The sequence below is a fragment of the Citrobacter freundii complex sp. CFNIH2 genome (assembly GCF_002880615.1).
Taxonomy (GTDB): Bacteria; Pseudomonadota; Gammaproteobacteria; order Enterobacterales; family Enterobacteriaceae; genus Citrobacter_A; species Citrobacter_A amalonaticus_F.
Genome location: NZ_CP025757.1, coordinates 786252 through 806560 on the forward strand (window position 1 = coordinate 786252; position 20309 = coordinate 806560).

The 20309-nt window shown below is 46.3% G+C and carries 18 protein-coding genes and 3 tRNA genes; 17 read left to right on the forward strand and 4 right to left on the reverse strand.

Going from position 1 to position 20309, the window contains the following annotated elements; genetic code table 11:
* Positions 1-33 precede the first annotated feature (33 nt).
* From pgsA to WM46_RS03985, 10 genes are all read left to right on the forward strand, one after another.
* On the forward strand, positions 34-582 hold the full coding sequence (gene pgsA, locus WM46_RS03940; protein WP_042318323.1) for a CDP-diacylglycerol--glycerol-3-phosphate 3-phosphatidyltransferase: 549 nt from the start codon (positions 34-36) through the stop codon (positions 580-582).
* A gap of 150 nt (positions 583-732) precedes the next feature.
* A tRNA-Gly gene (locus tag WM46_RS03945) sits at positions 733-808 on the forward strand.
* A 49-nt stretch (positions 809-857) separates the two neighbouring features.
* Positions 858-931, forward strand: a tRNA-Cys gene (locus WM46_RS03950).
* 12 nt (positions 932-943) lie between these two features.
* Positions 944-1030, forward strand: a tRNA-Leu gene (locus WM46_RS03955).
* 252 nt (positions 1031-1282) lie between these two features.
* A complete protein-coding gene (locus tag WM46_RS03960) occupies positions 1283-2869 on the forward strand; it encodes a type I restriction-modification system subunit M (RefSeq protein ID WP_102601491.1) in 1587 nt (528 codons plus the stop codon).
* Positions 2866-4143, forward strand: coding sequence for a restriction endonuclease subunit S (locus tag WM46_RS03965; protein WP_102601492.1), 1278 nt, complete (start codon positions 2866-2868; stop codon positions 4141-4143). Before WM46_RS03960 ends, WM46_RS03965 begins: the two co-directional genes overlap by 4 nt.
* Positions 4144-4164: 21 nt before the next feature.
* Positions 4165-7449: a type I restriction endonuclease subunit R gene (locus WM46_RS03970; RefSeq protein ID WP_102601493.1), complete on the forward strand. Its 3285-nt coding sequence runs from the start codon at positions 4165-4167 to the stop codon at positions 7447-7449.
* Positions 7446-8201 (forward strand): M48 family metallopeptidase, encoded by a 756-nt coding sequence (locus tag WM46_RS03975; RefSeq protein WP_102601494.1) that lies wholly within the window; start codon positions 7446-7448, stop codon positions 8199-8201. Before WM46_RS03970 ends, WM46_RS03975 begins: the two co-directional genes overlap by 4 nt.
* A 51-nt stretch (positions 8202-8252) precedes the next feature.
* Entirely contained in the window at positions 8253-8762 is a 510-nt protein-coding gene (locus tag WM46_RS03980; protein WP_102601495.1) for a hypothetical protein, read from the forward strand.
* Between the two features lie 57 nt (positions 8763-8819).
* Positions 8820-10691 (forward strand): DUF262 domain-containing protein, encoded by a 1872-nt coding sequence (locus WM46_RS03985; RefSeq protein ID WP_102601496.1) that lies wholly within the window; start codon positions 8820-8822, stop codon positions 10689-10691.
* Positions 10692-10923: 232 nt separating this feature from the next.
* Here WM46_RS03985 and WM46_RS03990 read toward each other — a convergent pair whose 3' ends face one another.
* A complete protein-coding gene (locus tag WM46_RS03990) occupies positions 10924-12270 on the reverse strand; it encodes a hypothetical protein (RefSeq protein ID WP_102601497.1) in 1347 nt (448 codons plus the stop codon).
* Between the two features lie 743 nt (positions 12271-13013).
* Here WM46_RS03990 and WM46_RS03995 point away from each other — a divergent pair.
* The 5 genes from WM46_RS03995 to WM46_RS04015 all read left to right on the forward strand — a co-directional run bounded on the left by WM46_RS03995 (position 13014) and on the right by WM46_RS04015 (position 16678).
* Positions 13014-13937 (forward strand): alpha/beta hydrolase, encoded by a 924-nt coding sequence (locus WM46_RS03995; protein WP_102601498.1) that lies wholly within the window; start codon positions 13014-13016, stop codon positions 13935-13937.
* Positions 13938-14022: 85 nt separating this feature from the next.
* The gene (locus WM46_RS04000; protein WP_102601499.1) at positions 14023-14829 is read left to right on the forward strand and encodes a helix-turn-helix transcriptional regulator; all 807 of its coding nucleotides are present in this window, start codon (positions 14023-14025) and stop codon (positions 14827-14829) included.
* Positions 14830-14912: 83 nt separating this feature from the next.
* Complete coding sequence (locus tag WM46_RS04005) at positions 14913-15533, forward strand: LysE family translocator (RefSeq protein WP_102601500.1); 621 nt, start codon at positions 14913-14915, stop codon at positions 15531-15533.
* A 65-nt stretch (positions 15534-15598) separates the two neighbouring features.
* Positions 15599-15901 carry a hypothetical protein gene (locus WM46_RS04010; protein ID WP_187394440.1) on the forward strand — a complete coding sequence of 101 codons (303 nt, stop codon included), beginning with the start codon at positions 15599-15601 and terminating at the stop codon, positions 15899-15901.
* A 111-nt stretch (positions 15902-16012) separates the two neighbouring features.
* The gene (locus WM46_RS04015) at positions 16013-16678 is read left to right on the forward strand and encodes a YecA family protein (protein ID WP_043000313.1); all 666 of its coding nucleotides are present in this window, start codon (positions 16013-16015) and stop codon (positions 16676-16678) included.
* A gap of 28 nt (positions 16679-16706) precedes the next feature.
* On the opposite strand, the gene tyrP is transcribed toward WM46_RS04015, so the two are convergent.
* Positions 16707-17858 carry a tyrosine transporter TyrP gene (tyrP, locus tag WM46_RS04020; RefSeq protein ID WP_233622948.1) on the reverse strand — a complete coding sequence of 384 codons (1152 nt, stop codon included), beginning with the start codon at positions 17856-17858 and terminating at the stop codon, positions 16707-16709.
* Between the two features lie 252 nt (positions 17859-18110).
* Between tyrP and WM46_RS04025 the strand changes: the two genes are divergently transcribed.
* Positions 18111-18350, forward strand: a complete 240-nt coding sequence (locus WM46_RS04025; protein ID WP_061077863.1) for a YecH family metal-binding protein — start codon at positions 18111-18113, stop codon at positions 18348-18350.
* Between the two features lie 34 nt (positions 18351-18384).
* On the opposite strand, the gene ftnA is transcribed toward WM46_RS04025, so the two are convergent.
* Both ftnA and yecR read right to left on the reverse strand, forming a co-directional pair.
* Positions 18385-18882, reverse strand: a complete 498-nt coding sequence (gene ftnA, locus WM46_RS04030; RefSeq protein ID WP_061077862.1) for a non-heme ferritin — start codon at positions 18880-18882, stop codon at positions 18385-18387.
* A 182-nt stretch (positions 18883-19064) separates the two neighbouring features.
* The gene (gene yecR, locus WM46_RS04035; RefSeq protein WP_102601502.1) at positions 19065-19400 is read right to left on the reverse strand and encodes a YecR family lipoprotein; all 336 of its coding nucleotides are present in this window, start codon (positions 19398-19400) and stop codon (positions 19065-19067) included.
* Positions 19401-19659: 259 nt separating this feature from the next.
* On the opposite strand from yecR, the gene WM46_RS04040 reads away from it, so the two are divergent.
* The gene (locus WM46_RS04040) at positions 19660-20298 is read left to right on the forward strand and encodes an RpiB/LacA/LacB family sugar-phosphate isomerase (protein WP_043000317.1); all 639 of its coding nucleotides are present in this window, start codon (positions 19660-19662) and stop codon (positions 20296-20298) included.
* Positions 20299-20309 lie beyond the last annotated feature (11 nt).

Consider the following 20309-nt stretch of genomic DNA (forward strand, 5'->3'; position numbering starts at 1 on the left):
AAATTCTCTGACAACAGATAGTTACCCGTCACTATGCAATTTAATATTCCAACGTTGCTTACGCTGTTTCGCGTCATACTTATCCCATTCTTTGTCGTGGTGTTTTATCTGCCATTCACCTGGGCGCCGTTCGTCGCTGCGCTGATCTTCTGTATCGCTGCGGTGACCGACTGGTTTGACGGTTTTCTGGCGCGTCGCTGGAACCAGAGTACGCGTTTTGGCGCGTTTCTCGACCCGGTTGCGGATAAAGTGCTGGTGGCCATTGCGATGGTATTGGTGACCGAGCACTATCACAGCTGGTGGGTGACGCTACCGGCTGCCACGATGATTGCACGTGAAATTATCATCTCTGCGCTGCGTGAATGGATGGCGGAACTGGGTAAGCGCAGCAGCGTGGCGGTCTCCTGGATCGGCAAAGTCAAAACCACTTCGCAAATGGCGGCGCTGGCCTGGCTGCTGTGGCGTCCGAATATCTGGGTGGAGTACGCGGGTATTGCGCTGTTCTTCGTTGCTGCGGTCCTGACGCTGTGGTCAATGTTCCAGTATCTGAACGCCGCGCGCGGGGATTTGCTTGATCAGTGATCGTTTCGCCGTAAATTTCAGCAAACGATCCTACGTGACGAAAAATATCGTTGACTCATTGCGTCAGGTAAGTAGAATGCAACGCATCGAACGGCAGCACAGATTGCCAGACGATAGTAAAATCAAGTGATTAACGATTTACTTGATGATGCGGGAATAGCTCAGTTGGTAGAGCACGACCTTGCCAAGGTCGGGGTCGCGAGTTCGAGTCTCGTTTCCCGCTCCAGATTAAGACATCGGCAGTTGCGGGTGTCAGTCGAAAGACAAAGATTTAAGGCGCGTTAGCAAAGCGGTTATGTAGCGGATTGCAAATCCGTCTAGTCCGGTTCGACTCCGGAACGCGCCTCCACTTTCTTCCCGAGCCCGGATGGTGGAATCGGTAGACACAAGGGATTTAAAATCCCTCGGCGTTCGCGCTGTGCGGGTTCAAGTCCCGCTCCGGGTACCATGGGAAAAAGCAGAATAATCAAAGCAATAAGCAGTGTCGTGAAACCACCTACGGGTGGTTTTTTTGTGTCTGAAATTGCGCTAATCCCCGATAATTGTCTCCTCTGCTATCTCTCCCCATTGTGCTTGATCTATTGCCTGATTATACCGAGCCATAACGTGTTCCTGCATGTGTTTTCGGGTATGATTAACCCCTCTATTTTCCCGCTATTTACCAACAGAAAAGATTGGTTTTCTTATTCCAGGATGATTCATGAACGACAAAATCAGTCAGGACACGATCAACAAAGCCCTGTGGGCCGCGTGTGATACGTTCCGTGGCACCATCAGTGCTGATACCTATAAAGACTTTATCCTTACTATGCTGTTCCTCAAGTACATTTCGGATGTCTGGCAGGATCACTACGATGAGTATAAAGAACAGTATGGTGATGCGCCGGAACTGATTGAAGCGATGATGGCGAATGAGCGTTTTGTGTTACCGAAAAGCGCCAGTTTCTATGCGCTGTACGAACGTCGCCATGAGCCGGGCAACGGTGAGCGCATCGATCAAGCGCTACATGCGATTGAAGAAGCCAACGGCACCAAACTGAAAGATGCCGGGAAAAGCGTGTTCCAGGATATTTCGTTTAACACTGACCGTCTGGGTGAAGAAAAACAGAAGAACACTATCCTGCGTCAGTTGCTGGAAGACTTTGCCGGTGAAGATCTCAACCTGAAGCCGAGCCGTGTAGGTACGCTGGACGTTATCGGTAATGCTTACGAATATCTGATCAAAAACTTTGCTGCCAGCGGTGGGCAGAAAGCCGGGGAATTCTATACCCCACCAGAAGTTTCAGACCTGATCGCTGAACTGCTCGATCCGCAACCGGGTGATACCATCTGCGATCCTGCCTGTGGTTCCGGTTCGTTGCTAATGAAGTGCGGGCGTAAAATTGTCTCCGGGCATGACAGCCGCAATTATGCGTTGTTCGGTCAGGAGGCCATTGGCTCCACGTGGTCGCTGGCGAAAATGAACATGTTCCTGCACGGCGAAGACAACCACAAAATCGAGTGGGGCGATACCATTCGTAACCCGAAGCTGCTGGATAAAAATGGCGACCTGATGCTGTTTGATATCGTGACAGCTAACCCGCCGTTTAGCCTGGATAAGTGGGGCCATGACGAGGCCGAGAACGATAAGTTTGGTCGTTTCCGTCGTGGTGTACCGCCGAAGACCAAAGGTGATTACGCTTTTATTTCGCATATGATAGAAACCCTGAAACCGGGGACAGGTCGTATGGGCGTAGTCGTTCCACACGGTGTGCTGTTCCGTGGCTCCAGCGAAGGTAAAATTCGCCAGAAACTGATTGACGAAAATCTGCTGGATGCGGTAATTGGCCTGCCGGAAAAACTGTTTTACGGTACGGGCATTCCGGCTGCGATTCTTATTTTCAAGAAGCAGAAAGTGGATGACAAGGTGCTGTTTATTGACGCCAGCCGTGAATGTAAAGCCGGTAAAAACCAGAACCAGCTAAGCGAAAAAAACATCGAGAAAATAGTTAAGACCTACCGTGATGGCGATAACGTCGATAAATACGCTTACCTTGCTAGCCTTAAAGAGATTCAGGACAACGACTATAACCTGAATATTCCGCGCTATGTCGATACCTTTGAGGAAGAGGACGAGATTGATTTACTGGCCGTACGTGCCGAACGTGAGCAATTGAAAGTGGAACTGGCGAAGCTGGAAACGGAGATGGCGGGGTATCTGAAGGAGCTGGGTTACAGCGCACAGGGCAATGATAGTGTTATGGGAGCCAAAACACCGCGAGCGATGGTTTCTGGAGATGAAGTATGAAATTACCTGAAGGTTGGCACAATAAACTCTTAGGTGACTTATTCACAAAAATCGTAGTGGGGTACGTTGGCAACGTAAATGACCACTATTGCGATGCAGCCATAGGAGTTCCTTTTTACAGGACGTTAAATATAAGAGATGGATATTTTCGCCACGATGACATTCGTTATGTAACGCCAGAATTTAATGATAAAAACAAGAAATCTCAAATTGAAAATGACGACATATTGATTGCTAGAGTTGGTGCCAATCTCGGAATGGTCTGCAAGGCGACAGGGCTCAATAGAACATCAAATATGGCAAATGCGATTATCATAAAAAGTAAATCAGCCAAAAATGCCGATCCTGATTTCTATACTTACTTTTTACTGTCTACCTATGGGAAATCGCAGATTTACGCTGGTGCAGCCGGTGGGGCGCAAGGTGTTTTCAATACTAAGCTAACACAAGAAATTGCAGTACCTGTCCCCCCTCTTGCTGAACAAAAGAAAATCGCCCAAATTCTGTCCGCCTGGGATAAGGCGATTTCGGTGACGGAAAAGCTTCTAGCCAACAGTCAGCAGCAGAAAAAAGCCCTGATGCAGCAATTGCTTACCGGGAAGAAACGTCTGGGGATGCCTGCTGGCAGCTATGAATTTAAGCTTACTCATTATGGCTCGATTCCGAAAGACTGGGATTATCCAGCAATCAAGGAAGTATGTACTCAAGTAAGCGAGAAGAATTCAGAGGCTGCAGATTACCCAGTCCTTTCATGCTCTAAGCATGATGGTTTTGTCGATTCTCTGAAGTACTTCAACAAGAAAGTTTACAGTGATGATTTATCGGGTTATCGATTAATTCATCGTGGTTATTTCGGTTTCCCTTCTAACCACATAGAAGAAGGTTCTATTGGGCTTCAGAGCCTTTATGAAACAGGCATCGTTAGCCCGATTTATGTGGTTTTCAGAGCATCGCCAACTTTGGTAGACAACTCTTATTTGTATGCGGTTCTAAAAACGGATCACTATAGGCAAATATTTGGTGCGGCAACTAACGCTTCTGTTGATCGCAGAGGAAGCCTACGTTGGAAAGAATTCAGCCAGATTCATGTGCCCTTACCACCGTTGAAAGAACAACAAAAAATCGCCGCCGTCCTGTCCGCTGCCGACGCTGAAATCTTCACGCTGGAGAAAAAACTCGCCTGTCTGAAAGATGAGAAAAAAGCCCTGATGCAGCAATTACTGACCGGAAAGCGTCGTGTGAAAGTAGAAGCTGAAGAAGCCGTGAGCGCTTAACGCGAAGAACAAGGAAAGCCAATGAACCAGACGTACACGCCAAAGTTTCAGGAAGAATATAGCGCCAAAATCCCGGCACTGACGTTGCTGACCAGTCTCGGCTGGACGTTTTTATCCCCGAAACAGATTATGGGCTATCGGGGTTATAAACAGGATGAGGTAGTGCTGCGTCCGGTTCTGCGTGAAGTGTTGTCGAAGCGTTCGTTTATGGCTGGTGGCAAAACCTGCCATTTATCGGAAAAAGCACTGGATAACCTGATATCTCAGGTCTGTTCCCCAGCACTGAATGAAGGGTTGCTGAAAGCCAATGAGCGAATGTATAACCATCTGCTTTACGGAATCGCCGTCACGGAGTTTGTCGATGGCAAGAAGGTCAACCCCACGATTGCACTCATTGACTGGGAACATCCGGAAAATAACCAGTTCCATTTTACTGAAGAATTTACGGTATTGCGGTCAGGCGGTGTCGAAACCCGCAGACCGGATATTGTGTGTTTTGTTAATGGTATCCCGCTGGCCGTCATTGAAGCGAAAAGCCCGGCTGGCCACGGCAAGAAAGGGCCAACCATTGACGAAGGGATATCCCAGAGTATCCGCAACCAGCTCAACGACGAAATCCCGCAGCTGTTTGCCTATAGCCAGGTATTACTGTCGATTAACGGGCATGACGGGCGCTACGGTACCTGCCATACGCCAATGAAATTCTGGGCAGCATGGCGCGAAGAAGATATAACAGATCCGCAGATGTATGCTCTGCGCAACCATCAGTTATCGACGGAACAAATTGATGCGTTGTTTGATCATCGTCCTTCAGCCGATCTCAACTGGTACCAGCAGTTAATCGCCGGAGGGGAACTGGCAGTAAGCGGGCAGGACAAGCTGCTCATCAGCCTGCTTTCGCCGGAACGTCTCCTGGAGATGACCCGCTTCTTCACCCTGTTTGATAAAAAGACCGGGAAGATAGTCGCTCGCTATCAGCAGGTGTTCGGCATTAAAAGACTGCTGGAACGCATCAGTACGCGCAGACCGGATGGGGGCAGGGAAGGTGGGGTGATCTGGCATACCACGGGTTCTGGTAAATCGTACACCATGGTGTTCCTCAGCAAGGCATTGATTCTTCATGACAGCCTGAAGCAGTGTCGTATTGTAGTGGTGACGGACCGTGTAGACCTTGAAGGGCAGCTCAGCGGCACTTTTGCCTCAGGTGGCGAACTTGCAGGGAAGGATGATAAGGCCAAAGCAATGGCGACCTCTGGCCAGAAACTGGCACAGCAGATTGGTTCCGGTAAAGAACGCATTATCTTCACCCTTATCCAGAAATTTAACTCAGCGACAAAACTTCCTGAATGCGTCAACACCAGCCCCGACATCATCGTTCTGATTGATGAAGGACACCGCAGCCAGGGTGGTGAGAACCATGTGCGAATGAAACTGGCCCTGCCGAACGCCGCCTTTGTCGCATTTACCGGTACGCCATTGCTGAAAGAAGATAAAACCACCAATAAATTCGGGCCCATTGTACACGCTTATACCATGCAGCGAGCGGTAGAAGATAAAGCCGTTACACCTTTGCTGTATGAAGAACGTATTCCCGACCTTGAGGTTAACGATCGGGCAATAGATGCCTGGTTTGACCGTATTACCGATGGGTTAAGCGAAGCGCAAAAAGCCGACCTTAAGCGTAAATATGCCCGTAAGGGTGAGGTTTATAGTGCAGATGACCGCATCCGACTGATCGCACTCGATATTGCTACGCACTTCTCGAAAAACATTAATGACGGGCTGAAAGGGCAACTTGCCTGCGACAGCAAAATCTCCGTCATTAAGTATAAAAAGTATCTTGATGAAGCCGGGTTGTTTGAATCTGCTGTGGTGATCAGCCCTCCGGATACCCGGGAAGGGAACACCGAGGTGGATGAAAGCAAGCTACCGGAAGTGACGAAATGGTGGAAAGATAACGTCGGCACGCAGGATGAGTCCGTGTATACCCGCAATATCATCAACCGTTTCGATACTGATAATAAACTTAAATTGTTGATTGTCGTCGATAAACTGCTCACCGGGTTTGATGAACCGAAAAATACCGTGCTGTATATCGATAAGCCGCTTAAGTCCCACAACCTTATCCAGGCGATTGCCCGAGTGAACCGACTGCATCCACTGAAAAAGTTTGGTCTGCTGATTGATTATCGCGGCATTCTGGCTGAGCTGGACACAACCATCGGCAAATATCAGGATCTCGCCTCCCGAACTCAGGGAGGATACGACATCAAGGATATTGACGGGCTGTACAGCACCATGAGTTCTGAATACAAGCGGCTGCCGCATCTGTATAACCAGCTGTGGGCCATATTTGCTGGTGTCAAAAACAAGAATGATACTGAACAGTTGCGTGCGGTACTGGTGCCTAAAATGGAAAAACGTGACGGAGAGATGGTCGATATCCATCAGAAAACCCGTGATGATTTCATCGAGGCGTTAACGGCCTTTGCCGGATGCCTGAAAGTGGCACTGCAGTCCGCCACCTTCTTCACCGACAAGAGCTTTACGGAACAAGACCGAAATCTCTATAAAGAAACCGTAAAACAGATGTCAAGCCTGCGCCAGTGGGCAATGCAGGTCAGCGGCGAGCAGGTCAATTATGACGACTACGCGGAGCAGGTGAAAAAATTGCTGGATAAGCATGTCACCGGTGTTGAGGTTCGCGAACCGGATGGCGTGTATGAAGTCGGTAAAATGGGCAAGAACGAAAAGCCCGAAGAGTGGGACAACAATAAAACCCGCAATGAAACCGACATCATTAAAACCCGTGTGACGAAGATAATTGAGCAGGAGCTGCGTGATGACCCGTATGCGCAAGAAGCGTTTTCGAAACTCCTGCGTATGATTATCGAAGAGACTGAAAAACTGTTCGACCATCCACTGAAGCAGTACCTCTTATTCCGTGAGTTTGAAGAACAGGTTGAAGCCCGTAAGCTCAGTGATATCCCGGATGCTCTGGCGGTAAACAAGCATGCTCAGGCGTATTACGGTGTATTTAAAAAAGAGCTGCCTGAGGTTTTTGCGGTAAACGATGTTCAGGTGCAGGAGAAGTGGACGAAGCTGGCTTTTGAGGTGGACAGCATTATCGTCAAAGCAGTGGCAGAAAATTCCCTCAACCCTCAGGATATCGAAAAAGCAGTCAAGGCAAATCTCTTACCGCTGCTGTTTACGGCCTGCCGGGAAATAGGTGCTGGAATGAATCAGGTAAACCGTATTGTGGAAACTATCATCCAGATACTGCGCGTTGGTTTGATGAAATCATGAGTGAAAAAGAGTCGCCAGCAATGAAAGCGTTACGCATTGTCTATGGTGATGAAGCCATTATCGTACAGTGTGTTCCGCGTCAGGTCGTAAAGGGCAGGGTGCTCATCAAGGTGCATCCGGACTGCCGGGTTGTGGCCTCTGTACCACCAGAAACACCTGCGCATGAGGTGTTGTCTGCGCTGAAAAAACGAGGGCGCTGGATATATCAGCAACTGCGTGATTTCAGGGAGCAACAGACACACATTGTTCCACGTCAGTATGTCAGCGGAGAAAGCCATTATTATCTCGGTAAGCAATATCAGTTGAAAGTGACAGAAGACGCTACTGTACCGCAACGAGTGAAAATGTTGCGTGGGCGTCTGGAAGTGACTGTCAGAAACAAATCGGCAGAAAAGATTAAAGCGTTGCTGGCCGAATGGTATCGGGAACGTGCCAGAGATGTCTTTCAGCGCAGGCTTGATTTATTGATACCGCAGACCCTTTGGGTGAGTGAGCGTCCGCCGATACGGTTGCGGGCAATGCAAACGCAATGGGGAAACTGCTCCGCAAAAGGTTGCCTGACACTAAACCCGTGGCTGGTAAAAGCGTCCTCAGAATGTATCGACTATGTATTGCTACATGAGCTATGTCATGTGGCTGAGCATAACCACAGCGAGGAGTTTTACCGCCTGATGGGGCAAGTTATGCCTGGGTGGGAAAAGGTCAAGAAACGACTGGATGGGATGGCTGGGATGTTGTTGGCTGATATGTAGTAAGAGCCCAGCTAAAATAAAATATTACAGGACTATATAAGAAGGGGTTTTATGTTTTTCAAAATTGTTAGAAACTTTAAAGCCAAGATTGGACTGTTATTATTAACCCTGTTTTTGGCTCCAGGTTATGTTCATGCCAATACGTGGGAAATAAATGTCACAAGAAAGGATAGTAATTTATATCAAATTACTGGGAAGGATGCTTTTGTTAATACTAAATATTGTTATGTTTATGCTTATTCTGAAGACGCATATCTCAGGGTTGATGGCTATGATAAAAAAATAATTTTTACAGATAGCAAGGATTCATGTGATGTAGATAATGTATTTAGCATGGTTAATATTGACTCAGGAAAGTATGAGGTAGAGGTTTCTAAAAAAGAAGATAACTGGTATGAGGTTTATGGTACAGATAATATGATAAAAACATCAATGTGCCTTAGTCTGGCTCTCAATGAAAAGGCTATTTTGTCCATGGATGGTTATAGTGCAGGAGAGTTGATTTTTGATGACGGAGATAGCTGTAATGTAGAAGGGGTCTACTCTCCTGTTCGTTTGTGAATTGGATCTGGGATCAGTATGATCTGTGGTGTTCATCCAGCAATGTAAGGATATAAAATGAAAATAGAAGCTGATGTAAAAAATATATCAAAATTAAGCGATTATTATTTTTTAGTTCCCGATTATCAACGTGAGTATGTATGGAAGGTTGATGATCAGGTTGAACAGTTTATCATGGATTTAGACAATGAATACCAACCAGAGCAGAAAGATCAAAATGGTTATTTTCTCGGTTCTGTTATTATCGTAAAGAATGGGGAAAAGCATGATGTTATTGACGGACAGCAGCGGTTGACCACTATTGTCATCACTATGTGTGCCTTACGGGATCTATTAAAAGATAGATTGGATACACTTGACAAAAAAGGGCTGGAATATCTGAAAACTATTGAGGAATGGCTCTCTAGTTATGATATTAATAGTGAGGAAAATCTAATTAGACTAGATCTTCAATATGAAGAAAGTCGAGGGTTTATTTCGCGGTTAATTGAAGGGAAAACCAATACCTTTGCGGAAACAGCGTCAGTAAAAAAAATGGCTGACGCGTATGATCACATTCGTGATTATCTTAAATACCAATTGCAAGATAGCTTGAATGGATTAATCTCCTTCGCTCGCTTTTTTTTAACAAAAGTTGAGCTGGTTGTCATTGAATCAGAGAACTTAAGTAGCGCATTAAAGATTTTCGAAACGATCAATCAGCGTGGTGCCAGCCTTAATGCTATGGATCTTGTTAAAAATTTGATTTTCAGTCAGATAAAAGAAGAACAGTTTTCGGCAATAAAGACAACATGGAAATCCATCACTAATAACCTTGAATCTTGCGGCGAAAGTGATAACCCGCTTCGTTTTTTACGTTACTTTCTGATGGCACGATATCATCACGGGATTTTGCGTGAAGATGATATATATAAATGGATCATTTCAGCTGAGGGGGAACTGTCGTTGCAGTATAAGACACACCCTATGGTTCTCGTCAAAGAATTGGAAAAATTATCAGAACGATACGCTAACTTGGTCAATGCAACAAATGAAGCAGCCTACTGGCGTGAAAATGCCCGTTTTCCAAATGTAAGTAACATTGGATATATTAATAAATATCGCTCACGTCAGCATTTGGTTTTACTAATGGCATTGGAAATTAGTTGTTCTGATGATGTAATGGATTTCTTAGGTGCTCAACTTGAGAGCTTTTTATTCTTTACAAATACAATGGCTATTCAATCGAAGACATATGAGCAACGCTTTACTCAATGGGCTGTAAAGCTTCGGGATGTGAAAACGAAAGCAGAGATTGCAAATGTTGTTTCAGCAACACTTATACCTTTTGTTGTGGAGCGTTTAGATGAATTTAAAGAACGATTCTCAATTATTAATGACTATAATTTTACCCCTCAGTATCGCCAACGTTATGTATTGGGTAGATTAGAGAATCATATCCGCCATCTTTGCGGTTTTCCGGAAAAGAGCCAGCAGGCTATTCAGCAGATGCAAATTGAGCATATTCTTCCTCAGACGGTACGGAACGTCCCTGAAGATGGGGAGTTCTCCGATGCAAATCGAACAAGTTATCTCAACAAGCTTGGTAATGTAACATTATTAGAGGGTACAATTAACCAGTCCGTCAATAACTGCAATGATTTGAGTGAAGACTGGTTTTTGAAAAAACAAACAGAATATTTAAACTCTGAAATCATTATGACTCGATTACTCCACTCTCAGTACTCAATTGGTGAGAACACCGCATTAAATCGCTTTAAGCAGAAATATGGTTATGAATATCAATTCTGGTCCGCAGAAAATATCACCGCAAGGCAACGCCTGCTGATGGATCTTGCCATTGACTGCTGGCGATTTAATGATCAGAGAATAGATTCTTATATAGTAAATAATCTGAGCACTGAACCTGGAAACGAGTTTATTGTATAATAATAACTCCATCTCTCGTAATACGGCTCCTGAACCAGACCAATCACCAGGAGCCATTGAATCACTCCAGAACCTTTCGGGGTATTGATAAAATTTAACCTCGTAATTCATGGACTTAATGGCGTCATGGATACCATTGTCGCCCTGGTCCATCATATGGAGCTAGTATGCCCCTAACCTCCAAAGAAAAACATGAGTATGCTAAAACCACGAGGTTGCCAAGTTAGTGATATTATCTATCAGGTAAAATTACTTTACTGTAGTGCTCTGAGCGTATTTCAAATCCATCCATACCAGCTTTAAAATCTTTGCTTGAATCAAACAACAAAGAGTAAGTGTCTCTAATTAAACTGAACTCTTCTTTGATTCCTATTGGTTCTAAAAATGCTTCATAAACAGAACTAAAATTATTAAATACATCAAAATGCATAACTTCTACTGATGGCCCTCTAACCAAATTAGCTGATCCACTAAAAATCTCACATCTTCCTTGACTAATTCCGCAATAAATTTTTGCATGAAAATCTTTATTTTGGTGAAGTTCGGATAATAAACTGGATCCAAGTTCAAACTCATTAAGTTTATCGTATGCAATATTATTCACCTTCGAATAAGCATTCTTGAATTTAGTTAACTCACCATTTTTAGTCCAGATTTTTGATTTTTTATGATCGAGTCTGTTTATTAATTCAATCCATATTTCGGTAAGTTCGGCTGGCCTCAAATGCTGATGCCCAATAAATGGAGTGATAATGTAAATTTTGTCAAATAAAATTGTCCATCGCGGGATTAATTTATATAGCCAGGATATGATGTTTGTTTTCGAATAAACACCAGGAATGATTCTTTTCTCTATCAAACGTGAGCCAATTACATTGCAGATTGAGAAATCGCTGATCTTAATGTTTATAGTCTCAATGTACTTTTTAAAGAAAAAACTTTCACATTCTTGCCCGCAGGAACAATTGAATTTTAGTTTCGCTATCACATATTCTGGGCCTTTACCATATGAATTTTTTAGCGTCCACTCAACATAGCGAGAATGTTCGCCAAGGAGTCGAGGAAATTCATCCTTTAATTTTTTAAATGACTCTTTCTCAATGTTTTTACCGCAATTCGAGCAAATATAGAGAGGGTAATCATCGCAGATGTAAGGGAGTGAATAGTGTTCTAAATCTGCATCATGCTCTACTTTATCCTCAATGAATAAAATGTTTACATATAAATGTGCTTTGTGTGTATCGTTAATATCTTTACCATCTTTATTAAAGTAATAATCAACCTTACTAGCACCACTCTTACATCCTGAAAAGTCAGGGTTGATAACATTTATCCCGAATGTTTCAGTACAATTATTACATTTTCCAATCATTACACCTTCTTCGTCGCTGAAAGGAACATATGACCCATTATCTAGTTCTACAGGCTGTAAGTGTGCCTCTGAAAAAATAATAACACTATTGCAATGAGGACACTTAGTATTGGTAAAACTAACATCTTCATCTTCAAATATATAGCTAGGTCTGAATTTCTTTAATATATTGAATGTAAAATTAAGTTTTCCATGTTCATCTATCATAAAGAATTTCTCTATTAAAAGTTTTGCTAGTCAAAGTGAATAATACAATCCAGGGATTTGAACAGATATTCCAGTTTCTTTGATTCGCTGTTCGATATTTCCACAAGGAAAATATTAAGAGTGTCCCGAGATCCCAAGGTTATCTTTTAATCATACACAATTTTAAATATATTTCATTATATACATCGGTTTGAGCACTCATTTCGAAGAAAACGGGTACTATCGGAGTCATTGTCGGAGCCCAGCCCCATACAACAGTTGTCAACCCGTTCAAGCAACTGATTATCAGATTGAATAACGAGAATCGTTTCACCTTCATTTTCAACTATGTCAATAAAATCGGCGGGCATTTAATCACCTTAGCTTTTTCTGTGCTCAACGCTATCTATGATTATCTATTTTCTGCCGATTACAGCAAAATTAGTAATCAATTTTAGCAAAGTTTCGCAATGCACTGCTATGTAACTCATTGATCCTGCGTAGAATTTAAAATCCCTCGGCGTTCGCGCTGTGCGGGTTCAAGTCCCGCTCCGGGTACCATGGGAAAAAGCAGAATAATCAAAGCAATAAGCAGTGTCGTGAAACCACCTACGGGTGGTTTTTTTGTGTCTGAAATTTGCCTCCAGATTGTCTGGTAACCGTCTGCGGGTCGTCATTTCATGCCCGAGAGTGCGTTGTGCTGAAACCGAACGCGTTTTCTGTATACTGATCTCCAGTCTGCCGATTCGCAGTGAGGCGAAATAATGTTAAGCATTGAAGCTAAGCGCAAAAAAGAAGCACTTTTCAGGAATTACGCGAGTAATGTAGATTTTGTGCTTAACACGCCTCTTCATGAGCAAAGAAGAATATGGGAAGAAGGGGCAATAAATGTTCCGTTACCCGAAAATGTCAGCACAGAAGTCATCGACGAAGAAGGTATTTCAGCGGAGTGGGTGCGACATTCGCAGGCCGAAAAGCGAAAAGTCATTCTGTATCTTCATGGCGGAGGTAACAGTCAGGGATCAAGCATCACGCACCGGAAACTGGTTGGACATATTGTCCATTGTGCAAAAGTGAATGCCCTCACGCTCAATTATTCATTAGCGCCTGAAAATCCCTTTCCCGCCGGTTTGATGGATGCTAAATATGCCTGGCAGTGGCTATTAGCGCAGGGGTATCGGCCTGATGAGATCATTCTTGGCGGTGACTCAAGCGGCGGTGGATTGGTTTTATCTCTGCTTCTGCTACTGAAAAAAGAAAATTCTCCGTTGCCGCATTCCGGCTTTTTGTTATCTCCTATGCTTGATTACACCTTATCGGGTGACAGCATTTCTTCTTGTGCAAAGAAGGACCCGATGATCTGTATTGAGGATTTGCGGCAAACCGTTGCATACTACTGTTCTCACGCTGAAACATCGAATCCGCTGGTTTCTCCCCTTTTTGGCGATCTGACAGGGCTCCCCCCTCTCCTGATACAGACGGGAAGCGATGAATTACTTCTCGATGACTCGATCCGCCTGGCAAAACAGGCGACAGAGGTGGGCGTCAACGTTCAAATTGAAGTCTGGAATGGTTTGTGGCACGTATTCCAGTCATCCGCCGGAAAAATACCCGAAGCACGCCGGGCGATAAGCAGAATCGCATCCTTTTTATTTAGGCCTGACCAGCTCCGTTCTGGTAAACAGTAAAAGATCGGTCGTCTGTCTCCGTTTCAAAGGGTATCTTTAGAGTGAGCCGGGAATTCCCTGCATCCGTAGCCACGAGAGAACGACCATGAAAAAAGACGTTCATCAGGTAAAGCAGCACCGTTGTGTGATCCCTGATGTTGAAATACTGTCGTTATATTCAGAACGCGCTTTCCCGCGTCACTCCCATGATCAATTCGGCATCGGGGTTTTCATCCAGGGAAGCCATCGGTCATGGAGTAATATCGGCAATGTCAATGCGGTAACAGGGGACATCATCATGGTCAATCCCGGCGAAATTCACGACGGGATCTCCGCTACGGGTCCGCGGGGTTGGCACATGTTGTATATCAATCCTGACGTCTTTATAAAAGAATGGAATACCAACTTATCGACAGGCGATTTGACTCTGAAACCGGTGGCTCACGATCCCGCACTCGGTTTGATGATTCAGCAGTTTTTTAGCCAGTCGACTGCTGGTGAGCCGGACACCATGGCGATTGAAGAGATGCTCATGCGCTGTCTGATGCTGGCCGGGCAACACCATACGCTTTCTGCCGCGCAGCGTATCCCGTATTCTCCGACGGTTCAGTTGGTCAAAGAGTTCATCGATGATGCCCCGGAAGAAAATATTACCCTCGCGGGGCTCGCCAACCTGTGCGATATCACCCGCTTCCAGCTCATTCGCTATTTTTCCCGGGAAGTGGGGATTACACCACATGCATATCTTCTGCAGTCCCGGGTCCGGCTGGCAAAAAAACTCTTGTCGCAGGGCAAGAGAACGGTTGATGTTGCGGTGATGGCCGGTTTCTCCGATCAAAGCCATCTCACTCATGCATTTCAGAAGCAGACAGGCATAACTCCGGGGCAATACCGCTCCGCCATGATTGATTAACCGTCTGCAATTTTCTACAAGATCTGCGGGGTTATCCTGATAAACACTGACTCTCTTATTATGTGTTCACCCGGGATAACGTTATGCAGATCAGTATCGAGTTCTTATTAACCTCATTTATTGTGATTATTTCGCCGGGAACCGGTGCGATCTATACCATTGCGATGGGGTTATCGTGCGGTGTCGCAATGAGTTTGCTGGCTGCCGTAGGGTGTACATTGGGAATTGTTCCGCATATGTTGGCCGCCATCACGGGATTAGCCGCTATTTTCTACTCCAGTGAAATGGCGTTCACTGTCATCAAATATGCCGGGGTCGTGTGGTTGTTGTATATGGCGTGGAATATTATAAAAGAGAAATCAACGTTACAGCCTGATGACTGCGAAGTTTCTCAGTCAGGCGCGAAGGTCATCCTGCATGCGATATTTATCAATCTGTTAAATCCCAAATTATCACTGTTCTTTTTGGCCTTCTTACCGCAGTTTATTCAAACCACGTCCTCCGCACCGGCAACCAACATGTTGATATTGAGCCTGATCTTCATGTTAATGACGCTGCTTGTATTCATGCTGTATGGTATTTTTTCATCCTTCATGCGCAGGAAGGTATTAAATCATCCCACGATTTTGTCGGGATTACGGATCTTGTTTTCATGTGGTTTCGTGAGTCTGGCGGTGAATTTATTGTTAACCCCGCGTGGGTAGTGCGAGCCATGTCAATGGCATGCTATTTCTGTGGATAGGTTATTTGTCGGAACGGTTCCTGCAGCGTGATGAGAGATCATACTACAGGAATAGCCATTATTACGGGTAAAGTCGATGGCGAGACAAAGATTAATGTCAATCGGCTGGTCTATTTTAACTATACCCAGCAGTTCAGAACGCGGATCCTACATACAGCGCGCATTGTCAAAACCTTTTCCGATACCGTGACCGATGAGAAACTCGAAAAGATATTATCTCAATTCTTTCTGAAGAAAGGGGGAGAATTGACCCTGACCGTGGATGAGTATCCATCCGCGTATGTCTTTTCAAACGCCAATGTGCCGTATCTGTTTTGCAGGAAGAAATGATGAGTAGAATTACTGCCACATGTGAGGTGTCCCACGCGGCAATCAGTATCCGTTTCCTCGTTCGCCATGTAAGATAGCCGCTGGCGAGAGTGTTTACCGAGGACAAGTATGATGAAAACGGGACCGTTGAACGAAAGTGAACTGGAGTGGCTGGATGATGTGCTGACCAAGTACAACACCGAACATGCCATTCTGGACGTGGCAGAACTGGATGGACTGCTGACGGCTGTACTCAGTTCACCCCGTGAAATTGAGCCAGAGCAGTGGCTGGTTGCCGTATGGGGTGGGGCGCAATATGTGCCGCGCTGGTCCTCTGAAAAAGAGATGACGCGTTTTATGAATCTCGCATTCCAGCATATGGCGGACACCGCTGACCGGTTGAATGATTTCCCGGAACAGTTTGAACCGCTGTTTGGTCTGCGCGAAATTGAAGGGCGTGAGATTACCATTGTGGAAGAGTGGTGCTTCGGCTACATGCGCGGCGTTGCGCTTTCCGACTGGTCTGCGCTACCGGATACACTGAAGCCAGCTCTTGACGCCATTGCGCTGCACGGTACAGAAGAGAATTTCGAGGTGGTTGAGAAACTGACCCCGGAAGCGTTTGAAGAAAGCGTTGAGGCGATCCGCCTGGCGGCGTTGGATCTCCACGCATACTGGATGGCGCATCCGCAGGAAACGCCAGTGCAGGTGCCGGTGAAAGCGGAAGTGAAAGTTGGCCGCAACGATCCGTGTCCGTGTGGAAGCGGTAAAAAATACAAGCAGTGCTGTCTGCACTGATCAGAAAGGGGCTGACGCCCCTTTTTCTTTATCCCACTTCAGGCAGCAGCCCGGCGGCAATCAGAAATTGTACGCCAATCACCACAATGCCACATGTAAACACCAGTGCTAACGCGGGGCGTCCGCCCAGAACGCGATAGCCTGCCTGCGGATTCTGTTTACGGCTCTGCCATGCCAGCAGTGAAGGGATGATCAGCGCCAGCACAGCCAGCGCGACACCGGCATAGCCCAGCGCCATCACAAAACCCCGTGGATAGAAGAGGGCGAAGGCCAGCGGCGGCAGAAAGGTAATCGCGCCGGTTTGCATCCGGCCAGCGGCTGTATTACGGCGTTGAAACAGATCGGCCAGATAATCGAACAGCCCCAGTGCGACGCCGAGGAAAGAGGTCGCCAGCGCTAAGTCAGCAAAAAGATGCACCGCCAGCTCAACGTGCGGCGAGGCGACGACTTCCCGTAGCGCCTGCAACAAACCATTCAACCCGGCATGATTTGCCAGCAGTCCCATAAACGTTGTGGAGTTGATGCTACCTAGCGTCGCCAGTTGCCAGAAAATGTAGGCCACTAGCGGAATCGCGCTACCGGTAATAAACACCCACCGCAGTTTGCGGATGTTGCCGTCCATATAGCTCACGATGCTGGGAACGCTGCCGTGAAAGCCGAAAGAGGTGAAAATGACCGGGATAGCCGAAAGCGCCAACCCCTGCTCAAGCGGCAGGGTCAGAAGATTAACTTTATGAATGTGCGGCATCAGCAGCGCCAGCATCACCACCAGGAAAATTATCTTGGCGCTGAACAGAAAGCGGTTAAACAGATCGACCAACGAGGTGCCCACACAAACGACGCCGCCGGCAACAAAGGTGAACAGCAGGACGCCCGCGGTAGGTGACATCTCTGCGCCAGTCCAGTCGCTGATACTGGAGGCGAGCAATTCGCCCGCGCCGCTGATATAGGCTGCGGTCAGCGCGTACATCAGAAACATCATACTGAATCCGGTTATCCACTGACCGTAGCGTCCCAGGTAGCGTTTTGCCAGCGTGCCCAGTCCGGTGTCTGCCGGGACGTGCTGATACACTTCAAGCAGCAACAGCGCGGTGTAACACATCAATGCCCACAACCCAATCAATAACGCAAAAGTGACGCCAAAACCGACCCCGGCAGCCGCCAAAGGCATCGCCAGCATCCCTGCGCCAATCGTGGTGCCCGCCACGATGAAAACACTTCCCAGAGTTCTATTCTTCACGCTTTACACTGTCCCAGAGATAAACAACGGTTAGATCTGCGGCGCAGGGTAAGGCAAAACGTTATTTTCGTCAAATGACCGTTACATCGATTGTATAGTAATGTTTACGCTCTTAAATGAGCGCAACCTGCGTTAGCGCAAAGCAGCGGAAGCCGTATCGCCGTAGGCTACGCTCTTTATTGAGGGGGAATGATGGATTCTGTTCACGGTCACGAAGTGTTGAATATGATGATAGAGTCAGGCGAGAACTATTCTACGGCTAGCCTCGAAGCCGCGATTAAGGCGCGGTTTGGCGAAGCGGCGCGTTTTCATACCTGTTCAGCATCGGACATGACGGCGGGAGAGCTGGTGGCGTTTCTGGCGGCGAAAGGGAAATTTATCGCTCAGGATGACGGTTTCTCTACGCACGAAAGCAAGATCTGCCGTCATTAAGAAAAACGGTGAGGAATGTCCTCACCGTTGATGATTAATTTGCGGTATCGAGCGTAGACAGTTCTTTGTCGATAAAATACAAACCTTCGCCGCTTTTTCCTGCCAGCGTTAATTTATCAATCACCGATTTAAACAATTTCTCTTCTTCATGCTGTTCGGCAACATACCATTGCAGGAAATTAAAGGTCGGATAATCCTGGCTGGTCATCGCGGCATGCGCCAGTTCGTTAATTTTTTGGGTGATCAACTGTTCGTGTTCGTAAGTCACACGGAATAACTCATCCAGCGACGCATATTCAGCAAAAGGCGATGAGACGGGATTAATACGCGGCAGGCTGCCGGTATCGGTCAGGTAGTCAAACAGACGCTGCATGTGCGTCATCTCTTCCTGTGCGTGGCGACGCAGGAACGCGGCAGCCCCTTCAAAGCTGTGGTAGCTACACCAGGCACTCATCTGCTGATAGAGCAGGGAGGAATATAATTCCAGGTTCATTTGCTCATTCAGTTTGTCGATCATTTCTGTTTTCAGCATGACTTCGCTCCACAAAATTCATAAATATGTTGATGTGGCGTCACTATAATTTGTTATTTAAATATTTGCAAAAGGTAAAATAATAAATTTAATTATTAAAAATACGAATGGGAATAAAACGCATTTGCGCTATAAAATAATTAACGCGAGATAAATCAGGCCAGCCAATACTGGCCCGTAATTTAATAATAATGAGGTGCCGCTTGCGAAATGGCGATGCCCTGACATTGCCAGGAGAGTGTGATTTTTGTGTTCATACACAGGGAGCCTGCATAAACGCTACAGGTGCTGACGGGTTGACCGAATGGCTGGGCGCTGGCATAGCCTAGTTGCTGACACGCGCGTGTGGCGGTGCCCTGGGCGGTATAGTCGTCGGTATAGGCATTTTGCAGCATCGCCTGATCGTAACTCAATCGCACAACGCCGGTTGTCGCGCTGGCATCACTCACCTGTGCCTGTCTGTTGATCGCGCATCCTGTCAGGAGTATCAGTGAGAGGGCAATATAAAGAGTCTTCATGGTATCGCTCTGAATGTTCGGTGATACGCTATCCTAATTCACACATCCGCGTTTCAATGGCCTGAATAACTTATAGATCAGCAACGACTAATTCACACGACGACGGGCGCTTTGCGGTCAGCAGAGGAAAATGTGAAACCGCTCCTCGTTTTTAAAACCATCTTTCATAAAATTTGAAAGTAGGTTTACTAAGTAGTACTGTGCGGTATCGTGATGACTCAAGGCGGGACTTCCCGCATCGCATTCAGGAGAAGACAGAATGAAAATTGCACTGATGATGGAAAATAGCCAGGCGGGTAAAAACGCCATCATTCACCGCGAACTCAAAGCGGTTGCGGATGAAAAGGGTTTTCCGGTATTCAACGTCGGGATGAGCGACGAGAATGACCACCACCTGACCTACATCCACCTTGGCATCATGGCGAGCATTCTACTGAATTCAAAAGCGGTTGATTTTGTGGTGACCGGCTGCGGTACAGGCCAGGGCGCCCTGATGTCGCTGAATATTCATCCGGGTGTGGTGTGCGGCTACTGCATCGATCCAGCGGATGCCTTCCTGTTCGCGCAGATTAACAACGGTAATGCGCTGTCTCTGCCGTTTGCGAAAGGATTTGGCTGGGGAGCGGAACTGAACGTGCGCTTTATCTTCGAGAAAGCCTTCACGGGGCGCAATGGAGAAGGGTATCCGCCAGAGCGTAAAGAACCGCAGGTGCGTAACGCCGGGATCCTTAACCAGGTCAAAGCGGCAGTCGTTAAAGACAACTATCTTGATACGCTGCGTGCGATCGATCCGGAACTGGTGAAGACAGCGGTTTCTGGTCAGCGTTTCCAGCAATGCTTCTTTGAAAATGGCCAGAGCAAAGAGATTGAAGCGTTCGTTCGCGAAATCCTCGGCTAATTTTTGCTGAT